General features: G+C 65.3%; 23 protein-coding genes. 5 read left to right on the top strand and 18 right to left on the bottom strand.

Annotation, left to right across the window (positions count from 1 at the left end; translation table 11 throughout):
* Positions 1-3 precede the first annotated feature (3 nt).
* The 8 genes from C2138_RS08875 to C2138_RS08910 form a co-directional block, all read right to left on the bottom strand.
* Positions 4-1269: a DUF58 domain-containing protein gene (locus C2138_RS08875; protein WP_108517180.1), complete on the bottom strand. Its 1266-nt coding sequence runs from the start codon at positions 1267-1269 to the stop codon at positions 4-6.
* Between the two features lie 4 nt (positions 1270-1273).
* Positions 1274-2266 (bottom strand): AAA family ATPase, encoded by a 993-nt coding sequence (locus C2138_RS08880; protein WP_108517182.1) that lies wholly within the window; start codon positions 2264-2266, stop codon positions 1274-1276.
* Between the two features lie 96 nt (positions 2267-2362).
* Positions 2363-3349 (bottom strand): iron-siderophore ABC transporter substrate-binding protein, encoded by a 987-nt coding sequence (locus C2138_RS08885; RefSeq protein ID WP_108517184.1) that lies wholly within the window; start codon positions 3347-3349, stop codon positions 2363-2365.
* Positions 3350-3389: 40 nt separating this feature from the next.
* Positions 3390-4445 (bottom strand): FecCD family ABC transporter permease, encoded by a 1056-nt coding sequence (locus C2138_RS08890; RefSeq protein WP_108517185.1) that lies wholly within the window; start codon positions 4443-4445, stop codon positions 3390-3392.
* Complete coding sequence (locus C2138_RS08895; protein ID WP_241961088.1) at positions 4442-5533, bottom strand: FecCD family ABC transporter permease; 1092 nt, start codon at positions 5531-5533, stop codon at positions 4442-4444. Before C2138_RS08895 ends, C2138_RS08890 begins: the two co-directional genes overlap by 4 nt.
* On the bottom strand, positions 5533-6498 hold the full coding sequence (locus tag C2138_RS08900) for a siderophore-interacting protein (protein WP_108517187.1): 966 nt from the start codon (positions 6496-6498) through the stop codon (positions 5533-5535). The genes C2138_RS08895 and C2138_RS08900 overlap by 1 nt, the downstream gene beginning before the upstream one ends.
* A gap of 50 nt (positions 6499-6548) precedes the next feature.
* Positions 6549-7031: a pantetheine-phosphate adenylyltransferase gene (gene coaD, locus C2138_RS08905; protein WP_108517189.1), complete on the bottom strand. Its 483-nt coding sequence runs from the start codon at positions 7029-7031 to the stop codon at positions 6549-6551.
* 53 nt (positions 7032-7084) lie between these two features.
* A complete protein-coding gene (locus C2138_RS08910) occupies positions 7085-9247 on the bottom strand; it encodes an ATP-dependent DNA helicase RecG (protein ID WP_108517190.1) in 2163 nt (720 codons plus the stop codon).
* A gap of 60 nt (positions 9248-9307) precedes the next feature.
* Between C2138_RS08910 and rsmD the strand changes: the two genes are divergently transcribed.
* The gene (gene rsmD, locus C2138_RS08915; protein WP_108517192.1) at positions 9308-9859 is read left to right on the top strand and encodes a 16S rRNA (guanine(966)-N(2))-methyltransferase RsmD; all 552 of its coding nucleotides are present in this window, start codon (positions 9308-9310) and stop codon (positions 9857-9859) included.
* Here rsmD and thiL read toward each other — a convergent pair.
* Entirely contained in the window at positions 9856-10830 is a 975-nt protein-coding gene (gene thiL, locus C2138_RS08920) for a thiamine-phosphate kinase (protein WP_241961089.1), read from the bottom strand. The genes rsmD and thiL overlap by 4 nt on opposite strands.
* 23 nt (positions 10831-10853) lie before the next feature.
* On the opposite strand from thiL, the gene C2138_RS08925 reads away from it, so the two are divergent.
* On the top strand, positions 10854-11342 hold the full coding sequence (locus C2138_RS08925) for a DUF3515 family protein (protein ID WP_233245459.1): 489 nt from the start codon (positions 10854-10856) through the stop codon (positions 11340-11342).
* On the opposite strand, the gene C2138_RS08930 is transcribed toward C2138_RS08925, so the two are convergent.
* The 3 genes from C2138_RS08930 to C2138_RS08940 are packed head-to-tail and all read right to left on the bottom strand — an operon-like array spanning position 11339 to position 14843.
* Positions 11339-12490, bottom strand: coding sequence for a D-alanine--D-alanine ligase family protein (locus C2138_RS08930; RefSeq protein WP_108517195.1), 1152 nt, complete (start codon positions 12488-12490; stop codon positions 11339-11341). The two genes, C2138_RS08925 and C2138_RS08930, sit on opposite strands and share 4 nt — an antisense overlap.
* A 47-nt stretch (positions 12491-12537) precedes the next feature.
* Entirely contained in the window at positions 12538-14109 is a 1572-nt protein-coding gene (locus tag C2138_RS08935) for a Mur ligase family protein (protein WP_108517197.1), read from the bottom strand.
* Positions 14106-14843 (bottom strand): alpha/beta fold hydrolase, encoded by a 738-nt coding sequence (locus C2138_RS08940; protein WP_108517199.1) that lies wholly within the window; start codon positions 14841-14843, stop codon positions 14106-14108. Before C2138_RS08940 ends, C2138_RS08935 begins: the two co-directional genes overlap by 4 nt.
* A 111-nt stretch (positions 14844-14954) precedes the next feature.
* Between C2138_RS08940 and C2138_RS08945 the strand changes: the two genes are divergently transcribed.
* The 3 genes from C2138_RS08945 to C2138_RS08955 are packed head-to-tail and all read left to right on the top strand — an operon-like array spanning position 14955 to position 16974.
* Positions 14955-16232: an MFS transporter gene (locus C2138_RS08945; protein WP_108517201.1), complete on the top strand. Its 1278-nt coding sequence runs from the start codon at positions 14955-14957 to the stop codon at positions 16230-16232.
* Positions 16219-16497 (top strand): MerR family transcriptional regulator, encoded by a 279-nt coding sequence (locus C2138_RS08950; protein WP_108517202.1) that lies wholly within the window; start codon positions 16219-16221, stop codon positions 16495-16497. The genes C2138_RS08945 and C2138_RS08950 overlap by 14 nt, the downstream gene beginning before the upstream one ends.
* A gap of 12 nt (positions 16498-16509) precedes the next feature.
* Complete coding sequence (locus tag C2138_RS08955; protein ID WP_108517204.1) at positions 16510-16974, top strand: hypothetical protein; 465 nt, start codon at positions 16510-16512, stop codon at positions 16972-16974.
* 12 nt (positions 16975-16986) lie between these two features.
* Here C2138_RS08955 and C2138_RS08960 read toward each other — a convergent pair whose 3' ends face one another.
* Genes C2138_RS08960 through C2138_RS08985 form a run of 6 tightly spaced genes read right to left on the bottom strand, consistent with a single transcriptional unit; the run spans position 16987 to position 22968 of the window.
* Positions 16987-18027, bottom strand: a complete 1041-nt coding sequence (locus tag C2138_RS08960; RefSeq protein WP_233245460.1) for an NAD(P)H-dependent glycerol-3-phosphate dehydrogenase — start codon at positions 18025-18027, stop codon at positions 16987-16989.
* The gene (locus C2138_RS08965) at positions 18024-18770 is read right to left on the bottom strand and encodes a lysophospholipid acyltransferase family protein (RefSeq protein ID WP_233245461.1); all 747 of its coding nucleotides are present in this window, start codon (positions 18768-18770) and stop codon (positions 18024-18026) included. The genes C2138_RS08960 and C2138_RS08965 overlap by 4 nt, the downstream gene beginning before the upstream one ends.
* A gap of 7 nt (positions 18771-18777) precedes the next feature.
* Entirely contained in the window at positions 18778-20103 is a 1326-nt protein-coding gene (gene murA, locus C2138_RS08970; protein ID WP_408640561.1) for a UDP-N-acetylglucosamine 1-carboxyvinyltransferase, read from the bottom strand.
* 42 nt (positions 20104-20145) lie between these two features.
* The gene (leuD, locus tag C2138_RS08975; protein WP_108517207.1) at positions 20146-20757 is read right to left on the bottom strand and encodes a 3-isopropylmalate dehydratase small subunit; all 612 of its coding nucleotides are present in this window, start codon (positions 20755-20757) and stop codon (positions 20146-20148) included.
* On the bottom strand, positions 20757-22298 hold the full coding sequence (gene leuC / locus C2138_RS08980) for a 3-isopropylmalate dehydratase large subunit (protein ID WP_199286525.1): 1542 nt from the start codon (positions 22296-22298) through the stop codon (positions 20757-20759). The genes leuD and leuC overlap by 1 nt, the downstream gene beginning before the upstream one ends.
* A gap of 28 nt (positions 22299-22326) precedes the next feature.
* On the bottom strand, positions 22327-22968 hold the full coding sequence (locus tag C2138_RS08985) for an FHA domain-containing protein (protein ID WP_159078189.1): 642 nt from the start codon (positions 22966-22968) through the stop codon (positions 22327-22329).
* Positions 22969-22972: the final 4 nt, after the last annotated feature.

The raw sequence follows: 22972 nt of genomic DNA on the forward strand, positions 1-22972 counted from the left end.
CCTTCATCGTGCGCCACGCCCACCGCCCCCTGCACGTGTAGCGCCGCTCACACTGAGCCACGCCTGCTCTATCGACATCGAGTCATCAACGATCACACATCGCCAGCCGACCTGTTCCATCACGCGAAGCCGCAGTTCCAGGTCGCTCGGCACGCCCCTCGCTCGCACGAAGAGCACGGCGGCGCCGTAGCGCGCACGGCCGGTTGTGAGCGCCGCGACCATCGCCGCGTCGAGATCGGCAACAACCGCGAAAACGACGCCGAGGCCCGACGACCCGTTCTGACCCTCCGGGGCCAGCACAATGCCATCAGGTCGCGACTCGTCGGTGAGTTCGACCCGGGCAAGGCCGATGAGCGGATGCACCGCACCGGTCAACTGCGGTCGACCCGATTCGATGATGTTCACGGTGAAGCCTTCGGCATCCAGGTGCGTGACCAGCGATGCCACCATCGAGACCGCCCACTCGAACTCGTCGGAATCGCCCATCTGCAGCAGCAGATCATCCTGATAGGCCACCGCTCTGGTTTCGAGCAGGATGCTCGCTACCGCGTTGCTGCGCTGCTCCTCCTGGCGAACCATGAGCTGGCCGTGATGGGCCGACGCTCTCCAGTGCACTCTGCGCAGCGGATCCCCGACGCGATAGCCCCGGGTCGTGATGTCGTGTTCCCCACCCACCGAGCGCGGATTCGAGCGACGCGCGGAGCCATCAGCGTCGCTCATGAGAACGCCAGGGCCCGGCAGAGGAACATGGCGGGGAACCACCGTGATTTCGGTGAGCTCCCCCACCGACACCGCAGCCCTGGCAAAGCCGAACGGGTCTTCGACCCCGAGCCGGAGCGGTCCAACGCCCATATCGCCGCGGTGCGGTGGCACAAAGCTCCACTGGACTCGGCACGAGTCGACCACGTCTCCTCGTCGCCCCCTCAGCTCGGGCAGCACGCCCTCTGGGCTAACCCCGGTGCCGGTGGCGCTGCCATCCGACCAGGTGACGGTGCCCGTCGCCCGCGGCGAGAGATTGACGATATCCACCGCGACCGAGACCGGGTTGCCCACCATGGGCTGCCCGCCACCGAACGTACGATGAACGCTCAGCACCGGTCGGCGGTGATGGGCGGAGAAAAGCGAGAACACGACGGCACCGACAAGAAAAGAGCCGACGAGGAGAAACGCGTCGATCCCGGTGGCATAGGCCGCAATTATGCACGACACGGCCGCCGCAACAACCGCCCGGCCCCTGCCGGTGAGATCGAGTCTGCGGCGGCGGCCCATGCGACTACCGGGGAGCTTCTGCCGAAACGCCCAGCGGAACGGGAGTCGCGGCAAGAATTCGGCGGATGATGGCGTCGATCCCCTCACTCGATGCCCCGCCCGCAGCACGGCCTGCAGCGATGAGGCGGTGGCTCAGCACGGGAACCACTAGCGCATCGATATCGTCTGGCAAGACAAAATCTCGCCCGTCGAGCGCCGCCCGCGCCTTGGCTGCCCGCACCAGTTGGAGCGTGGCACGAGGGCTAGCCCCCAGCCGCAATTCGGCATCAACTCGCGTGGCCTGGGCGATTGCGACGGCGTAGCGTTCCACCGCCGTCGAGACGTAGATGTCGCGCACCGTGGCGATCATGTCATTGAGCTGCTCGAGGCTCACGACGGGGTTCAGCCGTTCGAGCGGGCTCGACGACTCACGCGTTCGCAGCATTGCCTGCTCCGCCAGCGCATCGGGATACCCCATGGATATGCGCACCATAAAACGATCGCGCTGCGCCTCGGGCAGAGGGTACGTTCCCTCCATTTCGATGGGGTTCTGCGTTGCCACGACGGTGAAGGGCAGATCGAGCCGATGGGTGCGGCCATCGACCGTGACCTGGCGCTCCTCCATGCTCTCCAGCAGAGCCGACTGGGTTTTGGGGCTCGCCCGGTTGATCTCGTCGCCGATCACCAGATTCGCAAAGATAGGGCCGGGCGTGAACTCAAACCCGCCGACGCCCTGGTTGTAGATCGAGACGCCCGTGATGTCTGAGGGCAAAAGATCGGGGGTGAACTGGATGCGGTTGTCCGTGCAATCGACCGAGCGGGCTAGTGCCCGCGCCAGCATGGTCTTGCCGACCCCCGGCACATCCTCAATAAGCAGGTGGCCCTCGGCGAGAAGTGTCGTGAGCGCAAGCTCGACAGCGTCGCGCTTGCCGTCGATAACCGTCTCGATGGCGGCGACAATCGCCCTACTGAGAGAGTGGAAATCGCCGATCGGAAGTGGCGCGGCGTCGTTCGTCATCGAGCATCACCTCATCTTCTGAATGCGAGTCTTTCAGATGAACGACGCGAGCGCACCACCCGGGACGAACCCGACCGATCGGCGACCCAGCGCGGCCTACTTGACGGCCGCTGCAGCCTGAGAAAGCGTTGTGACATAGCTGTCCAGGCCCCAGGTGAGCGACAGTGCGGTGGGCGGCGAAACCGCCGCGATCAAGTCGACTCCGGTGATGTTTGCTACGGCACCGGCGGCCACGGCAGGGATCGCCTGTGCATAGGGCTGAGCCAGGAACGCATCAGCGTCGGCCTGCGTGTCGGCGAAGTTCACGAGGATGTCACTCTCGAGCTGGTCGAGCTGCTCGTAGCTCAGCGTGTAGTAGAAGGTCGACTCTCCGTTGGCGAGTTCATCGACCGCCGGGGCGTTCTCGAGTCCGAGCCCGAACAAGAAACTCACCCGTGGGTCGGCCGCTCGGTAGACATAAAACGTGCCGGCGACATCCCACACCGCCGCTACGGTCTTGCCCTCAAGCTCGGGGTTAGCCGCGGCAGCGTCGGCAATAACGCCGTCGATGTCGGCGAGAACCTCGACCGCCTCATCGGACTTGCCGAGAGCTTCGCCCACGATGGAGATGACATCCTGCCACGGGGTAGTCCAGGCCTCTTCAGGGTAGGCAACGGTCGGTGCTATGTCGCTGAGCAGCTCATACTGCTCCTCGGTGATGCCCGAGTAGGGGGCGAGGATGAGATCAGGCTCGAGAGCCAGGATGTCTTCGTATGCTGGCGCCTCGTCGGTCGCCGGAATCATCGTGGGCTTATCCGCGCCCATCTCGTCGAGCTTCTCAGCGATCCATGGCAGAAGTCCGTCGTCGTTGGCGCCATACGTCTGGGTCTCCATTCCGACAGGAACGACATCGAGTGCCAGCGCGGCGTCAGCGCTGCCCCATCCGAGAGTGACGACCCTCTCCGGGTTTGCGGGGACCGTGGTTTCGCCGAACGCATGCTCGATGGTTGCCCCCTCTGCGGCGCTCTGCTCGTCCGGGGACGAGCAACCCACGAGCACGATGGCTGCGGCGATGACGACGGCGAGTGCTGATTTCTTTTTCACTGGTTCTCCTGAATGGACGCGGTTGCTGCGATTAGTAGGGTCAGGCGGCGCGGGATTGCCGCGAGGATGCGGCGATGAGCCACAGCAGATAAGGGGCACCAATGATGGCGGTGATGACTCCGGCGGGAACCGAAGCCCCCGGGATGAGGTAGGTGCCGAGCAGATCGGCCGTCAGCACGACGGTTGCGCCGACCAGGGCTGAGGGCACCAGCGCGAGCGCCCCTCCCCCGACGAGTCGACGAGCAATGGGCGCAGAAACAAAGGCAACGAAAGCGATGGGCCCGGCAAAGGCGACGGCGACAGCGGTCATCGCTACCGCGACGGCGAGCACCCCCTGCCGCGTTCTGTGGACCGAGACGCCCAGGCTGGCGGCGACGTCGTCTCCGAGCTGCATCATGCTCAGCTGCGGGGCAAGCACGGCCACCAGCGGAAGAAGCACGGCGAGCGCAATTGCGAGCACCGCAATGCCCTGCCAGTCTGCGCCACCGAGCCCCCCGACCATCCAGGTGAGGGCCTGCGAGGCCTCGCGAACATCCCCGCGAGAGAGCAGATAGCCGAGCACCGACTGGGCCATAAAGGCGAAGCCGACGCCGATGAGCACAAACCTCATGCCTGTGATGCCGCCGCGGTACGAGAGCGAATAAATAGCCAGCGCAACGATGACCGCACCCACGAACGCGAGCAGCGAGACCATGGCACCGCTAACACCAAGAATCAGGATGCCGAACGCTGCGGCAACGCTGGCCCCACCACTGATGCCAATGATGTCGGGGCTCGCGAGCGGGTTACGCAGGAGCGTCTGAAACAGCGCCCCTGCAACGCCGAAGGCTGCGCCGACGAGGATTCCGAGCACGCTCGCGGGGAGTCGAAGCCGGAACAGCACGAACTCTTCTGCGCGCTCACCCTGGCCGAACAGTGTTGCGAGGATGCGGGAGGGCTCGATCGAGAACGAACCGTTCGAGACACCGACAACCGTGAGGACGAGAATCACCACCAGGAGCACGAGGCTGACGATCGCTGCGCGGCGCCGGGTGATGCTTCGGGCCGTCAACGTTCTCGGCTGGGCATCCGTCGCCAGAGAAGGGTTCCCGGTCATAGGGCGCCCACCTTGAGCCTGCGCACGACGGCGATCATGACCGGTGCACCCACTGCGGCCACCACGAGGCCCGCTTCGAGCTCGCCCGTGCCCAGAACGACCCGACCGATGACATCGGCCACCAGGAGCAGCACAGGCCCGAGAACGAGCGAGAAGATGAGAATCCAGCGGTAGTCCGGCCCCGTTATTGCCCTGACTGCGTGGGGAATCACGAGCCCGATAAAGACAATTGGACCAGCGAGGGCCGTCGCCGAACCGCACAGAACAACGACCGCGACGGCCGCGGCAGTGCGAGACAGGAGCGGATTGTCACCAAGCCCGCGCGCTAGCTCTTCGCCAAACGCGAGCAGATTGAGGGTTCTCCCCAGCAACAGTGCGAGCACAAGGCCTGCTGCCACGAACGGCCACAGGAGCGCAAAAGTATCGAGGCCACGCCCGGCAAGCGAGCCCACCTGCCAGAAACGGTAGGCGTTGAGGGTCTCGGAGTCGCTGATGAGCATGAGGGTCACGAACGACGTGGCGATAGCCGTGACCGCGGTTCCCGCCAGGGCGAGCTTGACCGGGGTGGCGCCGTAACGCCCGAAGGAACCGACCGCATAGACGACGACGGCGGCGACCGCAGCACCGGCAAACGCAAACCACACGAATCCGAGCGGCGCCGTAACCCCGAACGCGGCGATCGCGATGACAACAAACACCGACGCTCCGGCATTGACGCCCAGTAGCCCGGGGTCTGCGAGGGGGTTGCGAGTGATGCCCTGCATGATCGCACCGGCAACGGCGAGCGCCGCCCCCGCCGCGAGGCCGATGAGCGTGCGGGGAACGCGCAGGTCGCGCACGATCATGTGCACGTGGTCATCAGCATTCGGCGCGATGAGCGCCTGCACGACATCGCCGAAAGGGATGGCGCGGTTGCCTATGGCCAGGCTGAGCCAGACCGCGATCACGAGAAGCACACCAGAGGCGGCGAGACCGACGATGCGCCGGGTTCGCCTCGCGGCCGAGGCAGACGTGTGCTGCTCGCGCGACCGCCGCTCGGCGCTCTGGGGTGCGCCCGCCTTCGCCGAGCGGATTGCGTTAACGGCCACTACTGCAACTCGGCTTTGCCGAGCCTCCAGTAGCCCATGAATGCGATGCGCTTGCGATCGATTCCGATCTCACTGACCAAAAAACGCCGCAGGGACTTGATGGCGGATGATTCCCCCGCCAGCCAGCCATAGAACCCGGAATCGGCCGTGGCGGGAGACTCCCAGAGCATTTCGGAGTCGACGTCGATCTCTCTGACCTGCTGAGCAGTGGATGCGAGCGCTGGGCGGACAATGTCGGCGTTGGTCGCGACCCACCCCCTGACGGCCTCGGTGAGCCGCTGGCCGTGCGGGGAGTCCCCTCGGGGAATCCAGGTGATGTCCACCCCGTCACGCAGCTGCAGGGGAAGCGCATCGTCGTGCTCGGGGATCTCGACAAAGGCGCGGGCGCGCCGCCCCTGCGGCAGCGTCTCGAGAATTGAGCAGATTGCTGGCACTGCCGTCTCGTCACCGATAAGCAGGTGCTCTGTTGCCTTGCCGGGGTGCCAGTCGATGCCCACCCCGGAGTCGATGCTCTGGGCGTCGGGGCCGACGAGAATGATTTCGTCATCGATGGTGGCGCGGGTGAGCCAGCGCGATGCCGGTCCCCCACCCTCAGCGTGACAGACCATGTCGATGTCGACCTCAGCGAGTTCTGGCCGAACCGCGCGCACGGTGTAGGTGCGGAACGGCGATCGCAATTCACCGGGCAGCCCGCGCCAGATGGAGTACCAGGTGCCCGCCGCAATCACCTCGGGGTCGTCGGCACCGATGTTGCTGAGGTCACCGGCGGCAGGCCCCGTCTCGATGGGGAACACGAGCTTGACCCGCTGGTCGAGGCCGTCCGTGCCAAACGTCGTCAGCTCCGCGCCGCCCAGCGTTACCCGAACGAAATGCGGGCTGAGCTTCTGCATCCGCCGCACCGCGACGCGATAGGGGCGGTAGGAGGGCCTGGCGTCCCTGATGACCGCCTGTTGCGAGGTAAGCATTACCTAAGTATGGCATGCCTTACCTAACGGGCAACGGGAAAATTTGCCGCTTAGGGGTTCTGAAGCAGATCCGCGACCGCACGAGGAACATACGGGCTGATGTCTCCACCGAGCGAGGCCACCTGACGCACGAGCGAGCTCGAGACATGGGCATGGCCAGGATCCGGCAGCAAGAACACTGTTTCGACGCCGGCGAGGTTGCGGTTGACGATAGCCATAGGAGTTTCGTAGGCAACATCCACCTGCGAGCGCACGCCCTTGACCAGAACGCTTGCCCCAACATCCGTGCAGTAGTCCACCAGGAGGCCCACCATCCACGACGTCACGCGAATGTTGGTGGGCAGCCCGGCATCGGCGATCGAGCGCTCAAGCAACTGGATGCGCTGAGCCACGGGCAGCAGCGCTGACTTGTCTGGGTTATGCACGACGAGAACGTGAAGTTCGTCGAACATGCGCGCGGCACGATCGATAACGTCGAGATGCCCGAGGGTAACGGGGTCAAACGAACCTGGGACGACGGCGATCCTGCTCATGGACAAACCCTATAGGTCAGAAGCACCCCCACACTCGCTAACTTTGTTCGCCTTTAGGACCGGGCGAGAAATTCCCGAGCGTCGTCATCGAGTCGACGACCGAGCGCCTCCCGCAGGGCAGGGCTGTCGACGAGCCCAGGGTCGGCCTCCAGCACACTCGCGGCAACCTCCCGGGCCGCCGAAATAAGGGCTCCATCCTTGGCCACGCGCAGCAAACGCAGGCTCGATCGCCCACCGGACTGCACACTGCCCAGAACATCGCCCTCCTGGCGCAGCTCCAGATCTTTCTGCGCGAGCTCGAAACCATCGAGGGTCGCCGCCACGGCCTCGACCCGGTCGCGGGCGAGTGTTCCCTCCTCCGCGCGCGTAACCATGAGACACAATCCGGGAACACCGCCGCGGCCAACGCGACCCCGCAGCTGATGCAGCTGCGAAACCCCAAACCGATCGGCATCCAGAATCACCATGGCCGAAGCGTTGGGCACGTCGACCCCGACCTCGATCACGGTCGTCGCCACCACAACATCCAGCTCCCCCGCCGCGAACGCCCTCATCGTGGCGTCCTTGGCCTCCCCCGGCATACGACCATGCAGGATGCCGATGCGGGCACCCGCGAGATCGGGGTTCTGCGCGAGTTCCGCTGCAACCTCGGTGACGGTTGCGGGCCTAGCCGCGACCTCAGATTTCTCTACTTCTTCGCCGTCATCCTCTTCGCCCAGCTTGGGATCGATCGCCGAGCACACGACGAAGGCCTGACGCCCCTTGGCCACCTCCTCGGCGACGCGCTGCCACACCCGCACGCTCCACGACGGCTTTTCGGCGAGAGGCACCACGAACGATTCGATCGGGATGCGACCGGAGGGCAGCTGCGCGATCGTAGAAACATCGAGGTCGCCGAACACCGTCATGGCGACCGTGCGTGGGATCGGGGTCGCCGTCAGCACGAGCACATGCGGCGGAATGGAGCCCTTGCGCCTCAGCGCCTCGCGCTGTTCAACGCCGAAGCGGTGCTGCTCGTCGACGACGACCAGCCCCAGATCGAAGAACTCAACCGAGCCGCTCATGAGCGCGTGCGTTCCCACGACAATGTGCGCGCTGCCCGAGACGGCGGCCAGCGTGGATTTTCGCCGGTCAGCGACGGGCTGCTGGCCCGTGATGAGGGTGGGGCGCAGCCGTGCCGCGAGATCGGGGCCAAGCGACGCAACGATTGACCGCAAATGCTGGCCCGCCAGGACCTCGGTCGGCGCCAGCAGAGCCGACTGCCCGCCGGAATCGGCGACCGCAAGCATCGCGCGCAGCGCGACAAGGGTCTTGCCAGAGCCCACCTCGCCCTGCACCAACCGATTCATCGGAACCGGCTCGGCGATATCAGATGCGATCTGCGCACCGACCGTCTTCTGATCATCCGTGAGAGTGAACGGCAGTGCGGCATCGAAGCGCTCCAGGAATCCGCCAGGCTTGGGCACCCGGGGCGTAGCCGCGCGTGCCCGGAGAACCGCACGCTGCTGAAGCAGGCCCGCCTGCAAGACAAACGCCTCCTGGAACCGCAAAGACTTGCGCGCTGCCCGCCACTCGATGTCCTTGTGCGGGCGGTGGATCAGCTCAAGTGCCTCCCGAAAGTCCATGAGGGTGCGCTCGGCGCGCACAGAAGCGGGCACCGGGTCGTCGAGAGGGGGCAAGGTATCGAGCACCACGCCCATGGCCTTCTGGATCTGCCACGACGTCACCGCCGCCGTTGCGGGGTAGATGGGCACAGGCTGCACCGCCCACGCCCTGTGCGCCTCCGACCCAGCATCGGCGGCATCCGCATCAAAAAGCTCGTAGTCGGGATGGGCCAGCTGGAGCTGACCGCGGTAATCGCCCACCTTGCCCGCGAAGATTCCCCTGGTGCCAGGGCGCAGTTCCTTCGCTCGCCACGCCTGGTTAAAAAACGTGAGAGACAGGATGCCGCGGCCGTCACTGATGCGAACCTCAAGAATCGATCCCCGACGATTGCGCATCGACCTTTCGCGCACGTCCACAACCTCGGCCACGATCGTCACGTTCTCGTCGATCGGCAACGACGTGATTTCGGTGAGCTCGCCGCGCAGGGCGTATCGGCGTGGATAGTGGCTCAGCAGATCGCCGACCGTCTCCAGCCCCAGATTGCGCGAAAACGACTGAGCTGTGCGGCCACCTAGCGCGGAGGCAAGCTTGGCGTCGAGAGGCGATCCCACCCCACGAGCGTAGCGGGCGACACCGACAGGGCCACATCGCGCAGCCGGTAGGCTCGGCGCATGACGCGCATCATCTCAGGGTTCGCGGGCTCGCTCGCTATCGCCGTGCCCCCCAAGGGAACCCGGCCCACGAGCGACAGGGTGCGCGAAGCGATCTTCTCGGCTCTCGAAGCGCGAGACGCCATCACCGGCGCAACGGTGCTCGACCTCTACGCGGGATCGGGGTCTCTCGGGCTTGAGGCGGCCAGCCGAGGCGCAGTGGACGTGGTGCTCGTCGAAAAGAACAGCGCAGCATCCGCAATCTGCCGCCGCAATGCCAAGCTCGTGCTCGACCGCGGCCCCAAGAATCTGCGCATCACGATCGCCCCCATTGCCGTGAATTCTTTTCTCGCTGGCTACAAGGGCAAGGCCGATCTCGTGTTTATCGACCCGCCCTATGACCTCGGCGAAGACGAGCTGGCCGAGACTCTCGCGGCGCTGCCGCTGGCCGACGACGCCATCGTTATGGTCGAACGCAGTTCGCGCAGCCCAGAGCCCCGCTGGCCCGCCGGGCTCGAACTCGACCGCGGCAAGGACTACGGCGACACGACGCTGTGGTGGGCACGAAGCTAACCCAGAGCGCCAGACCAGCCCCGATACGGATCCCACCCACCCGCATCGACGGCAGTGCCATCGAGAAGCACCGGATGCTTGCCCGCCGGCAGAACGACGCCGATGGAGCGAAATCCGCCCGGCAGCTCAGCGCCCTCGGGGAACGTCGCCAGCAGCGAGTGATCTTCCCCGCCATGGAACGCCGTGAGCGGATCGGCTCCGAGGGCCAGCGAAAACAGGTCGAACGTGACCTCGCTCGCCACGGCAATGCGGGCGGCATCTTTGGCGAGGCCGTCGCTGAGATCGAGCATCGACGTCGCCCCGGCCTGCGCTGCAGCGGGTCCGTCCGCAATCGGAGGCGACGGGCGCAGTTGGGGGCCGGTGCGATCCCGGAGGGCGGCGGCCCGCTGAGAGTCGGGATGGCCTGCTGCGTCAATGCCCTCGGCAAATAGGAGGTGGAGCGCTGCGGCGGCCTCACCCAGCACCCCGGAGACGGCGATGACATCGCCGACCTGCGCGCCGGAGCGCGTCACGGCATCCCGGCCCTCAAGATCGCCGAAGGCGGTGACCGCAATCGTCATGGTGGTCGATACCGACAGGTCTCCGCCGACCACGCCGCAGCCGGGCGCGAGCGCCTCGCACGCCTGCCGCAGGCCATCCGCAATGCCCTCCAGAAACGAAACGGGTGTCTCGGCCGGAACGGCCAGGGCCACGACCAACGCGGTCGGCACGGCGCCCATCGCCGCAACATCGGAGAGGTTAGATGCCGCGGCCTTCCAGCCCAGGTCACCAGCCTCGGACCACGCGAGCCTGAAATCTGGCCCGTGGATCATCATGTCCGTCGTCACCACGAACCGCCCGTCCGGTGCCGCAATGATCGCCGCATCGTCGCCGGGACCGAGGATCGTGGATCGCGATTCCGGCAGAAGCGGAAAGATGCGCCGAAGCGCCTCGTTCTCGCCCAACGATGCGAGGGTATCGGCTGTCTTCACACTGGACACGGTAGCCTTAACCGGTGCCCCTCACGTCGCAGCGCACCCTTGCTGCAGCCCTCACCGCAACCGCAATCGCCCTTCTCACCGGATGCGCTGGCGTGGTCCCCATGACCGCAGCGCCGTATGCAACATCCGTGGACTGTGCCGAGATCACCGTTCGGCTTCCCGACGCGATCAACGATCTGAAGCTGCGCGAAACCGACGCTCAGGCGACCGCAGCGTGGGGCGACCCCACCGCTGTTCTGCTGCGATGCGGGGTCGAGGTGCCGGGCCCGTCCACGCTGCCGTGCTTCACGGTCAAGGGCATCGACTGGCTGCGCGATGACGCAGACGCGCCCACGTTCGTGTTTACGACCTATGGACGCGACCCTGCCGTTGAGGTTGTTATCGACGCCGAGGCCACCTCGGGTACTTCCGCTCTCCTTGCCATCGCGAATGCGGTCGGAAGCATTCCTGCCACCGGCGCCTGCACCTCGCCAGAGGACGTTCTGGAGCTGCCAGAAGGCTAGCCGCGCGGGCCGTCGAGCCCGACCAGCTTGCCCGCGATTCCACCGGCGGCGCGAAGGGCTGCGCCCGAACCGAATCCGGCGGCGGGCAGCTGAAAGCGCTTGTCGCGCGCCTCAATGAGGGCGTCGCGCAACACCGTGGCGGCTGACTGCTGGGGAGCCCAGAGGTACAGCGACATGGCACCGGGGATCGAGTTGACCTCGTTCACGAATAGCTCGCCCGTCGACTCATCGAGCAGCAGGTCAACACGGGCGACTCCCGTTAGAGCGGTAACTTCCGCAACCTGGCGGGCCAGCTCATCCGCACGCTCGGCGATGCCGGGAGCAACGTTGGCGGGGAGCTCGCGCGGCGCACTCGTGAGCCCGGCCTCCGTGCCGGCTGATCCGGCGAGGTACTTCTCTGCATACGAGTAGAGGCCAGATTCGGCGGAGCCACCGCGAAGGGGCTTCTCCAGCTGAGTCGTCTCAAGCACGGGGTACGTGCGGAAGGCGATGTTGAGGTCAACCAGGTCGGGGCGGTACGGCTCGAGCACGGCACCGGACCTCAGGTGCGTGCTGGCCTTGCCGATGGCACGCGCCGCGGCGATGTCGTCGACGATCTCGATGCCAATGGATGAGCCGCCAAAGCGCGGTTTGACGATGTAGGGGCCCGAGAACGACGGCTCGCGGGTCTGCGAGAGCAATTCGCGCGGCAGTGACGGGATGCCGGCAGTTCCGAGCAGGCCACCGAAGGCGAGCTTGTCCATGCCGACGGCGCCAGCGAACAGGCTCGACCCGGTCGCCGGGATGCCGAGCAGGCTGAACAGGGCCGCAGCCCCTCCGCCCTCTCCGACGCCACCGTGCAGGGTGACGAGGACGGCCTCTGGCTCGAGCTGGTCCTCGCCGAAGCGCTTCTTGATAAAGAGGCCCGACTTCTCGCCGAGGCGCACTTCGACCGACTTCGAGTTCGCCGGAACGCCCTCGAGGTAGTCCTTAGCCTCGGTCGCAGACGGCACGAGGTAGAACCCGCCAGCGGGTGCCCAGTAGATCGGCAAAACCGTGTCGCCCGCAGCCGTGAGCACGCGCTCCGACTGAAGTCCCGTGAGGATCGAGATCTCGTGCTCGGGCGACGGCCCGCCAAAGAGAACCGCCCAGGTTGTGCTCACTGCCATCTACTTCATCCATTCACTCGCTGGGTTGCACTTCTCCCGCGCGACGATCAGGGGTAGTGGTCGGGGAGGTCGTTCTCATAGAGGATAACGCCTCGGTCGGCGGCCTGATCGAGAGCCACCTGAACGGCCTGCACTCTCCGGTCGAAAACGAGAGGCGGATGCGCCGCTCCGGCAGCTCCCTCTAGGAGCGCCGCGCGGTTGGTGCGGCCGACAATGAGCAGCTGGCCGCCATGAGCAGTGACGGATGCCGCAAAGTCGCGGTTGCGCTGGTGCTGCACCGAACCCAGCTCGACCATGCCGGGGGTGACCACGACGAGGTTGCCCCCGCGTTCGCTGGCCAATTCTGCGGCCCCCACGAGTGCCCGCTCGGCACCGACGGGATTGGAGTTGTAGGTGTCGTCGATGATGATCGCACCCGATGGTGCTTGCTGAACCTCGGCGCGGTGTTGGGCGCCCGGAAGGTTGTGCAGGCGAGGCGCGATCGTCGTGACATCCACATCGAGCGCGAGAGCGATGCCGATCGTCACGGCAATGTTTACGGCGTGACCGGTGCCGGGAACCTCGATCGGCACCCTCACCGGGGCTCCCCCGCCAGCAGGGCGCACAGTGGCGGTGCCGGATGCTGCGTCGACAACGACATCGGCGTCTGCCCCTGCGACCGTCGACACCCGCACGACGCGCTTGCCCTCCCGCTCACACTTATCGGCGAGCGTTCGCAGCTCGGGCTGATCGATGGGCAGCACAACCGTCTTGGCGCGCTCGGTGATCTCCGACTTGGCCGCGACGATGACCTCGCGGGTCTTCATGCGGGCAAGGTGCGCCTCGCCGATCGTGGTGATCGCGGCGATATCGGGTGGAAAGCTCTCGCTGAGCTCGCGGATCTCGCCGGGGCCATAGACGCCCATCTCGGCGATGAAGACCTCAGTGCCGGGGACGACACGGTCATTGACGGCACGAGACAGGCCCATGAGGTTGTTAAAGCTCGCCGGCGAGGCGACCACCGAAAAAGAGCCAGCCAGGGCATGGGCCACATAACCCTTGGTCGACGTCTTGCCATAGGAGCCGGTAATGGCAACGACCGTAGGGCGAACCTGCGAGAGACGCTTGCGGGCGCTGACGAGGTACTTGTGCGAGAGCCGCTTCTCGAGCGCGTTGAGCGGCACGAGAACCGCGTCCATGAGCACCGGCGCGAGCACGATGGTGAGGGCCGCCGCTACCGGTCCGAGCATCCACCACAGAAGCGCTCCGACGAGCACAATCGCGGCCGAGTACGCAATCGCGAGGCGCCGGGCACGCTGCGTCCAGTTGAGCCGCGTATTGGTGCCGCGCAAGCCCAGCCCAATGGGCAACGCCGCGGCCACGACGAGCGCCGCCAAGCTGACGATCGCAGAGGTTATTAGCGCCTGGGTGGCCACCAGAATGACCGAGAGCGCGATGAGCACAACGGATGCAGCGAGCAGAACCGCATTGATGGGCCGACGCACCACCCACAGCCAGGCGATGCGGCCAACCCAGCCCGCAATGTAGTGCTCGCGCTGGGCGACTCGCAGCCACCGGACAACAGCGAGAGCGGCCGCGACGAGGGCCACCACGAGAGTGACGATGATTAACAGCGTCATGACGCCACCTCCTGGAGCATTTCGTGAAGTTCTTGAGCGACCTCGACCGCGAGGTCGCCCTCAAGCAGATGCCCGGCACCCGCGACCGTGCGAAACCGCGCGCCCGGAATGAGCTCGCTGGCCGCGCGACCAGCATCCGCTGGTGCCGCCGTGTCTCTCTCGCCCCAGACCATGCGAACGGGGGCGGTGATGCGGGCCAGGTCGTCGCGATAGTCTTCGCCGACGACGCGCACCATGATGTCGCGCATCACTCCGGATGCGTTGCGGTAGTCGGCAGAGCCATGCTTGTGTTTTTGGGCTTCCAGGGTCTTCTGCGAGACGAGCCCGCGCCGGGCAAGCCAGCGAATCAAACGGTACGACGCCGCTGCCTTGGGCGCGGCCTGCAGTCTGAGCAACGGGACCCCCGTGAGCACGAGGCCCTTGACCAGTTCGGGATGCTGCGCCGCGAGCCGAACGGCGACGCGGCCTCCGAACGAGTGGCCGACGATGACGACGGGCCCGATCTCGCGCAGCACCTCGACAAGGTCGTTCGCGTAATCCTCGCTGCCCCACACGGCAGAAGGCTCTGGGGTGATGCCGAATCCGGGCAGGTGTATCGACAAAGCGTTGAGGCCGTCGACGATGGTGCCGAAATCGGCACCCGTGCGACCCCAGCCGTGAAGGGCGACGACCTGCACAGGGGTCGAGCCCGTCTTCTCAGCGAGCAGTCGTCCATCCGCCAAGGCAGTAATCACCTAGCTACAGTACACCGCGTCCGAGACAGGGGCCGGGGGCTTGCTGTGCGCAGATGCGGATGCCGCTCCGTCGCTTGACTCCGACGTAACGTCATGGTCTTGAGTCAGGACATGGCCTTCACCCCTTTCTTGTATCTCGCGTCCTATGCGGCATCGCTGCTGGGCAACTCAATCGCCGCGATCGCCTTGCCCCTCATCGTGCTCCAGTCGACGGGCAGCCTCGTCGCCACGGGAACCGTGGCCGTTGCGACGTCGGTGCCTGCGTTTCTGGTTGGCCTCGCTGCGGGGGTCGTGATCGACCGCGTCAACCGGCGAACCTCGTCCGTCGTCGCGGATGTGCTGTCGGCGGCATCCATGGCAGCCCTTCCGGTCGTCGACCACATCACAGGGCTCAGCCTGGGATGGTTCGTGCTCTTCGGCATCCTGGGGGCCCTGGGCGACATCCCTGGACTCACTGCGCGGGAAGCGATGCTCCCCGCCATCGTGCGAAACGGGCGCCTCACCTCTGAGCAACTCGTTGGGCTCCGGGAGAGCACGGGGGCGCTCACTGTCGTTCTCGGCCCCGCCGCAGCTGGCACGCTCATGATGCTGCTCCCGGGATCAACCGTGTTGTGGATCACGGCGGGGACCTCGCTCCTGGCTGCTGCGCTCACCCTGCTGATTCCGTCGAGCGTCGGGGCAGTCGTCTCCACGGAGACGCCTGCCCCTGCCACCGCTTCTGCCATGGTGCGATCGTCGCTCTGGACCGAGCACATGGCCGGATGGCGCATGCTCTTCGGGTCACGAAGCGTCCTTCGCGCATCCACTGTCGTCAGCCTCGTCATGGTTGTCGCCCTCGCCGCGATGCAGGGACTCGTGCTGCCCGCACACTTCGCCCTGCACGAGCAACCGGCGATGCTCGGATTCGTTCTCTCTGCCCTCGCGGTCGGCACCCTTGTCGGCGGCGTCGCCTTTGCCACGCTCGGCGGTCGTCTGCCGCGGCGGCTGTGGTTTGTCGCGAGCGTGATCGGTACGGTGTTGGCGCTCGGCGCCCTCTCGTCGCTGGCCTCAACGGGCATCATCATGGCTTCGGCGGCGTTGTTTGGGATGTGCGCGGGAGCCTTGGGAAGCCTCACGGGGGTGCTGATGATCGAGGCGATCCCCGAGACCATGCGGGGTCGCATTATGGGAACCCAAAATTCACTGATGATGCTCGCCGCCCCGCTGGGCATTGTCGGGGTCAGTGTGATCGGCGAGCAATTCGACCTCAGGACGGCTGCGGTCTGCATGGCGATAGTCTGGGCCATCGCGGGGATGTGTGCGCTCGCCCTGCCCACCCTCAGGAGCCTGGGCTCGCACGCGATTCCGATGGCAGAGGCACAGGAACGGGTCGCCCATGAAAAGCAGTGAGCTCGCAGCCCTGGCACGCGTGACAGTGCGCACCCTTCGGCACTATCACCAGGTCGGCATCCTGGAAGAGCCCCCTCGAGGAACCAACGGCTACCGCGACTACGGCGTGCATGATCTCGTGCGCCTGCTGCGCATCCGGAGACTGGCCGACCTCGGAATCCCGCTTGAACACATGCCCCGCATGCTCGATGAGGCAGATCGCGAACACTCCCCCCTGCTCGACCAAATCGAGGAGGGCATCGACGACGAGATTCGACGACTCTAGGCACAGAAGGCGATGATCCGGGAGATCAGGGCGAGCGATTCCTCCCCCGATCTGCCTCCGCTTTTGGCGCCATTCGTGGCCACCCTCACGGGCGGTGCGGCGAATTCCGAGTCAGCACGCTCTGAGCGTGACTACGCGATCCTGTTGAATCATCTCGCCGGCGAACACGGCGCCGACCGACTCGCGCAGGCTTACAGCAAGCTGGCCACCGCGTCGGAGATCTCAGGGTTCCACGAGATGAGGCGCCTCTTCGACGACTTGCGCTCCGACGCCTCCGATGCCGAGATTGAGCACCTGGTGGGGGTCTCATTGCCCCTCCTGCAGCACGCGGTCGTTGAGATCGAACCGCTCCTATCCGCCGTAGTTACCCTCGACGACGCGACGTTGGGGCTGTTCGAGAGCTATCACTCCGACGCCCTCAACCCCGCCCAGAAAGAGACCCTGAGTCGACTTGAAGCACGACTGGCGCGGCAATAATTCCGTCGGCGACTATTCGCCCTGCGGAACGTCGGAATCGGTCGTGAGATGCGGCGCGATGTCGCGGGGATTCATCGTGCCCGCTAGCACCTCTGCCACCTGAGAAACGATGGGCATGACGACGCCCTTGGCCTGAGCAAGTTCGAGAATCGGGGCGACCGAGGAGAGACCCTCCGCCGTCTGGTTCATCTGTTTGATCACGTCTGAAAAGCTGTAACCCTGGCCCAGAAGCCTGCCCGCCGTGTTGTTGCGGGAGAGCGATGATTCGCAGGTGGCGATGAGGTCGCCGAGCCCGGCTAGGCCGGAAAGCGTCTCGGGTTTGGCTCCGTAGGCAACCGAGAAGTCCGTCATCTCCACGAGGCCGCGAGTGATGATGGCCGCCTTGGTGTTCTCTCCGTAGCCGACGCCGTCGACGATGCCGATCGCCACCGCGATGAGGTTCTTGAGCACTCCGCCGAACTCGGTGCCGATGACGTCGGTGTTGACGAACGCCCTGAAATAAGGGTTAGAGACGAGCATGGCGACCCGGGTCGCTGTGTCGAGGCTTGACGACGCAACAACCGCAGCGGTGGGCTGCTCGCGTGCGATCTCGAGAGCGAGGTTGGGGCCGGATGCCACGGCGATGCGGTCGGGAGAGACCCCCAGCTCTTCGAGGATGACCTCGCTCATGCGAGAACGGGTGCCCTTCTCGACGCCCTTCATGAGGCTCACGATCGTGGCCTGGCGCGGCATGATCGACCCGAAGTCGCGCAGGTTGCCGCGGAGGCTCTGGCTCGGCACCGAGAGAAAGACGTATTCGGCGCCGTCAAGCACCTCTTCGATAATGTGGCTCGCCCACAGGGTGCGGGGCAGGTTAATGCCCGGCAGGTAATCGCTATTGCGCTTGCTCTCCGCGATTTCGCGCGCAAGCTCTGCACGCCTCGCCCAGAGCGCGACATCCGCTCCTCCGTCGGCCAGAATCTTGGCGAACGTGGTGCCCCAGCTGCCAGCGCCGAGCACTGCAACGCGGGTGGCCCCGGGAATGGGAAGGCGAATTGGCCTCGTGCTGGTCAAAAGCGCCCCGTCTCTTGTTGATTGTTCTTGGCTGGATCCCAGCGCTCCGCCGGTGCTGGCTCGCCGCGTAGTTCGGCTAGCAGCTGAGAAATGTCGGCCATGAGAACATCGGTCGCTTCGGTGAGCAAAGACGCGGTTATCGGCTTGCCCCTAAAGCGGGAAAGATCCACGGGGTCACCGATTTTCACCGTGATCGTCTTGCGCGGAAAGATGCTGATCTTGCGCCCGTAGCGCGGCATGACCAGCTGGGTGCCCCAGTGAGCGGCGGGAATCAGCGGGATGTCCGCCTCGAGCGCCATTCGCACGGCACCGGTCTTGCCGCGCATCGGCCACAGGTCAGGGTCTCGCGTGAGCGAGCCCTCGGGATAGATCACAACGGCAAGGCCCTCGTCCGCGGCACGAGCGGCTGCTTTGAGCGGCTCTGCGCCGCGGGCGTTGGTGGTGCGCTCGACAGGGATCTGCCCTGCAGCGCGCAACAGCCGACCCCCCAGGGGAATCTTGAAGACCGAGGCTTTAGCCAAGAACCGCGGCATGCGCCCCAGCTTCCACATCACGACACCAATAACCACGGGGTCGATCTCGCTGAAGTGATTCGGGGCGAGAATGAAGGCACCGCTTTTGGGCAGCTTCTCGCCGTCGACGATGCGGTATCGGGCGATCACGGTCATGATCGGCAAGATCAAGAACGCGAGAAAACGAAATATCGGGGTCTTCTCAGACTTCGGGCGTGATTCGGTGGCCACCCGCGGCTTACCCTTCGTAGACGAAGTCAGCACCGAGGGCGGCAAGCTTCTCGATGATGTGCTCGTATCCCCGGCTAATGATTCCGATGTTGCTGATCGTCGACTCGCCCTCGGCGCTCAGCGCCGCAATGAGGTGGCTGAAGCCGCCACGCAGGTCGGGAACGTGCAGCGCGGCGCCGTGCAGCGGAGTCGGGCCCGTGATGGTCGCAGCCTGTTCGAAGTCGCGGCGGGCAACGCGGCGCGGATGGTTGGGCAGACCGGTTGCGTGCACAACGATGTTTGCGCCCATCTCGTTGAGAGCCTCGGTGAAGCCAAATCGATTCTCGTAGACGGTTTCGTGAACGATCGAAACACCATGGGCCTGTGTCAGAGCCACGATGAGCGGCTGCTGCCAGTCGGTCATGAAACCCGGGTGGACATCCGTCTCGATCGTGACGGGCTTAAGGTCGCCACCAGGGTGCCAGAAGCGGATGCCGTTGTCGTGAACGTCGAACGCCCCACCGACCTTGCGAAAGACGTTGAGAAACGTCATCATCTCTGACTGCCGCGCACCCTCGACAAAGATGTCACCGTGCGTGACGAGAGCGGCCGAGGCCCAGCTCGCCACCTCATTGCGGTCGAAGAGTGCGCTGTGGCGGTAGCCCTCGAGCCGGTCGACGCCCTCGATGAGGATGACGCGGTTGGGCTCGACCGAGATGATCGCGCCCATCTTCTGGAGAATCGCGATGAGATCCATGATCTCTGGCTCGATCGCGGCGTTCTTGAGCTCGGTGGTGCCCTCAGCGCGCACGGCGGTGAGCAGCACCTGCTCGGTCGCACCAACGCTCGGGTAGGGCAGCTCGATGTTGGCGCCCTTGAGCCCGTTGGGCGCCGTGATGTAGATGCCCTCGTAGGTCTTGTCGACAACCGCACCGAAGGCCCTCAGGGCGTCCAGATGAAAGTCGATGGGGCGGTCGCCGATGCGGCAGCCGCCGAGGTCGGGGATGCGGGCTTCGCCGAGGCGGTGGAGCAGAGGGCCACAGAAGAGAATCGGGATGCGGCTGGCGCCAGCATGCGCATCGATCTCGGCGAAGTGCGCCTTTTCAACGTTGGCGGTGTCGAAGTGCAATTCCCCAGTGGACGGGCTGGTGACGCGGACGCCGTAGACCTCAAGAAGTCCGCGAACCACCTGAACGTCGCTGATGTCGGGAACTCCGCGCAGCTCACTCGGCGTCTCCCCCAGAAGCGCGGCAACCATCGCCTTTGTCACGAGGTTTTTGGCCCCGCGCACCTGGATGGTTCCCTTCAGCGGTTTTCCGCCGGTGATGACAATCTCGTCAGAGGTGAGTCCCACCCTGGCCGCTGCCTTCTGTGAATCCTTGGTGAGTGCGTTCACTCAGATACCCTCCGTCGATCGTGCCGGGAGTGTCGTCGGGCGCCAACTGGCGCGGCGGCTCTCAAAATCGGTAATGGCTCCCTCGTCGCGAAGGGTGAGCGCGATGTCATCGAGCCCCTCCATCAGACGCCAGCGAGTGTAGTCGTCGATGGCGAATGGCACTGTGAGTTCTCCCACAGAAACCGTTCGCGTCTCGAGGTCGACGGTCGCCTCGATGCCCGGATTGGCATCGATGGCTGCCCACAGGGCTTCGATGTCGTCCTCGCTGACCTCGCCGGTAAGCAAACCCTGTTTGCCCGAGTTTCCCCTAAAGATGTCGCCGAATCGCGAACTGAGCACCGCGGCGAAACCAAAGTCGCGCAGCGCCCACACGGCGTGCTCGCGGCTGGAGCCGGTTCCGAAGTCGGGGCCGGCGATGAGCACCTTGGCACCCTGGAATTCGGGACGGTTCAAGACGAACTCGTCATCCTGGCGCCATCCAAAGAACAGGGCGTCGTCGAAGCCGGTCTTGGTGACTCGCTTGAGGAACACCGCCGGGATGATCTGGTCGGTGTCGACGTTGGAACGCTTAAGGGGCGCAGCAACACCGGTAATCGTCGTGACTTTATCCATCAGGCCGATACCTCGCTCACTGTGGTTGGAAACTGTCGGGCTACGGCATCATAGATCGGCGTGTCTGCGGCTTGCTGCGCGGAGACCTCATTATCACCCTCCAGATCCCAGGGGCTTGAGAGGGTTCCGCGAATGGCGGTCGCTGCGGCCACGAGGGGCGACACCAGGTGGGTGCGGCCGCCCTTGCCCTGGCGCCCTTCGAAGTTGCGGTTGGAGGTGGATGCACACCGCTCGCCGGGGGCCAGCTGGTCTGGGTTCATGCCAAGACACATCGAGCATCCGGCAAAACGCCACTCGGCGCCGAAGTCCGTAATGATCTTGTCGAGGCCCTCTGCCTCGGCCTGGAGGCGCACTCTGGCGCTGCCCGGCACGACCATGACGCGAACACCGTCTGCCTTGGTCTTGCCCTCGATCACCGACGCGAATGCGCGGAGGTCTTCGATGCGGCTGTTGGTGCACGAACCCATGAAGACCGCGTCGACCGCGATCTGCTTCATGGGCGTGCCTGCCTCGAGATCCATGTATTCGAGTGCGCGCTCGGCCGCAGCGCGCTCGTTGGGGTCGTCGATCTCCGAGGGAACGGGCACAGAGTCGCTCAGCGAGACTCCCTGGCCGGGGTTGGTTCCCCAGGTCACGAAGGGCTCAAGCTCGTTGGCGTCGAGAAACACCTCGGCATCGAAGACGGCGTCGTCATCGGTGGCCAGCGTGTTCCAGTACTCGACTGCGGCATCCCAATCTTCGCCGGAGGGCGCGTGGGGGCGGCCCTCAAGGTAGTCATAGGTGATCTGGTCGGGGGCGACCATGCCGGCTCGCGCACCCGCCTCGATCGACATGTTGCAGATCGTCATGCGGCCCTCCATGGAGAGTGCACGGATGGCGCTGCCGCGGTATTCGAGCACATAGCCCTGGCCTCCGCCGGTGCCGATCTTGGCGATAACAGCAAGGATGATGTCCTTGGCCGTCACTCCGGGGCGCAGCTCTCCTTCGACCGTGATGGCCATGGTCTTGAAAGGCTTGAGCGGCAGGGTCTGGGTCGCAAGAACGTGCTCAACCTCGCTCGTGCCGATGCCAAATGCCATCGCGCCGAATGCGCCGTGGGTCGAGGTGTGGCTGTCGCCACAGACGACCGTGATGCCGGGCATCGTGAGGCCGAGCTGCGGGCCAACGACGTGCACAATGCCCTGCTCGATGTCACCGAGCGGGTGCAGGCGCACCCCGAACTCGGCGCAGTTGTTGCGCAGAGTCTGAATCTGGGTGCGGCTCGTCAGGTCTTCGATCTGGCGATCGATGTTGAGAGTCGGGGTGTTGTGGTCTTCTGTCGCGATCGTGAGATCGGGGCGGCGAACCGGACGACCGGCCACGCGAAGGCCATCAAAGGCCTGCGGACTCGTCACCTCGTGCACAAGGTGAAGGTCAATGTAGAGGAGGTCGGGGGTGCCGTCTTCGCCCTTGGTGACGACGTGGTCGTCCCAGACTTTTTCTGCCAGCGTTCTGCCCACAGTGATGCCTTTCTCTACGAATCCGAGCGCACGAATAGGCATGCGCTCAATCGTGACAGTCTACTTCGGCTCAGGCCTTGCCCGCTGCGCCGAGCACCGTTAGCTCGAACTCTCCGAGGTACACCACGGTGCCATCACCGATCGAGACACGCTCGTCGGGGATGACCGCGAACTCCTCGCCATGGTTGTGGCTCACCGAAACGCCGTTCGTGGAATTGAGGTCGTGCACCCAGAGCGACCCATCCGCAGCAACCTCGAGAGCGGCATGGGTCTTGGACACCGATTTAACGGGGTCGATAACGGCAACGAGCTGGGCGTCGGGCCACAGCGAGTTGACGGCGGGAGCCCTGCCGATCAGAGCGGTGCGCTCCAGCAGCACCTGGCCGCCGCCGGGCAGTCCGATGCGCCACTCCGGAGCAGCCCGCGTGACCTCGACGAAGCTCGTCTCCTCGTCGACGGGCGCAAACACGGCTGCGGGCAGGCCCGGGGCGACCATGGGCACGAACGTGGGAGTCTCAGGCTCTTCTCTCTCGGCGCGAACCCGCCGGGAATTATCCACCCGCAGGGTTTCGGAGTCGAGCGCCGGCAGCGAGACGCCGGGGGGAAGACTGATGAAGTCCGTGGCGGCAACCGGCTCCACCGCGGGTTCGTTCGGCTTGGCCGCGGGAACAAGGCCAGGAGGCGGCGCGAGGAATCCGTCGTCTGATGACATTTTG

It is taken from the genome of Salinibacterium hongtaonis, assembly GCF_003065485.1.
Lineage (GTDB): Bacteria > Actinomycetota > Actinomycetes > Actinomycetales > Microbacteriaceae > Homoserinimonas > Homoserinimonas hongtaonis.

Excerpts from the sequence above, each read along its gene's own strand:
- C2138_RS08875 (WP_108517180.1), bottom strand. The coding sequence starts at position 1,269 with ATGGGCCGCCGCCGCAGACTCGATCTCACCGGCAGGGGCCGGGCGGTT.
- C2138_RS08880 (WP_108517182.1), bottom strand. The coding sequence starts at position 2,266 with ATGACGAACGACGCCGCGCCACTTCCGATCGGCGATTTCCACTCTCTC.
- C2138_RS08890 (WP_108517185.1), bottom strand. The coding sequence starts at position 4,445 with ATGACCGGGAACCCTTCTCTGGCGACGGATGCCCAGCCGAGAACGTTG.
- C2138_RS08900 (WP_108517187.1), bottom strand. The coding sequence starts at position 6,498 with ATGCTTACCTCGCAACAGGCGGTCATCAGGGACGCCAGGCCCTCCTAC.
- coaD (WP_108517189.1), bottom strand. The coding sequence starts at position 7,031 with ATGAGCAGGATCGCCGTCGTCCCAGGTTCGTTTGACCCCGTTACCCTC.
- rsmD (WP_108517192.1), top strand. The coding sequence starts at position 9,308 with ATGACGCGCATCATCTCAGGGTTCGCGGGCTCGCTCGCTATCGCCGTG.
- C2138_RS08930 (WP_108517195.1), bottom strand. The coding sequence starts at position 12,490 with ATGGCAGTGAGCACAACCTGGGCGGTTCTCTTTGGCGGGCCGTCGCCC.
- C2138_RS08935 (WP_108517197.1), bottom strand. The coding sequence starts at position 14,109 with ATGACGCTGTTAATCATCGTCACTCTCGTGGTGGCCCTCGTCGCGGCC.
- C2138_RS08945 (WP_108517201.1), top strand. The coding sequence starts at position 14,955 with ATGGCCTTCACCCCTTTCTTGTATCTCGCGTCCTATGCGGCATCGCTG.
- C2138_RS08950 (WP_108517202.1), top strand. The coding sequence starts at position 16,219 with ATGAAAAGCAGTGAGCTCGCAGCCCTGGCACGCGTGACAGTGCGCACC.
- C2138_RS08955 (WP_108517204.1), top strand. The coding sequence starts at position 16,510 with ATGATCCGGGAGATCAGGGCGAGCGATTCCTCCCCCGATCTGCCTCCG.
- leuD (WP_108517207.1), bottom strand. The coding sequence starts at position 20,757 with ATGGATAAAGTCACGACGATTACCGGTGTTGCTGCGCCCCTTAAGCGT.
- leuC (WP_199286525.1), bottom strand. The coding sequence starts at position 22,298 with ATGCCTATTCGTGCGCTCGGATTCGTAGAGAAAGGCATCACTGTGGGC.
- C2138_RS08985 (WP_159078189.1), bottom strand. The coding sequence starts at position 22,968 with ATGTCATCAGACGACGGATTCCTCGCGCCGCCTCCTGGCCTTGTTCCC.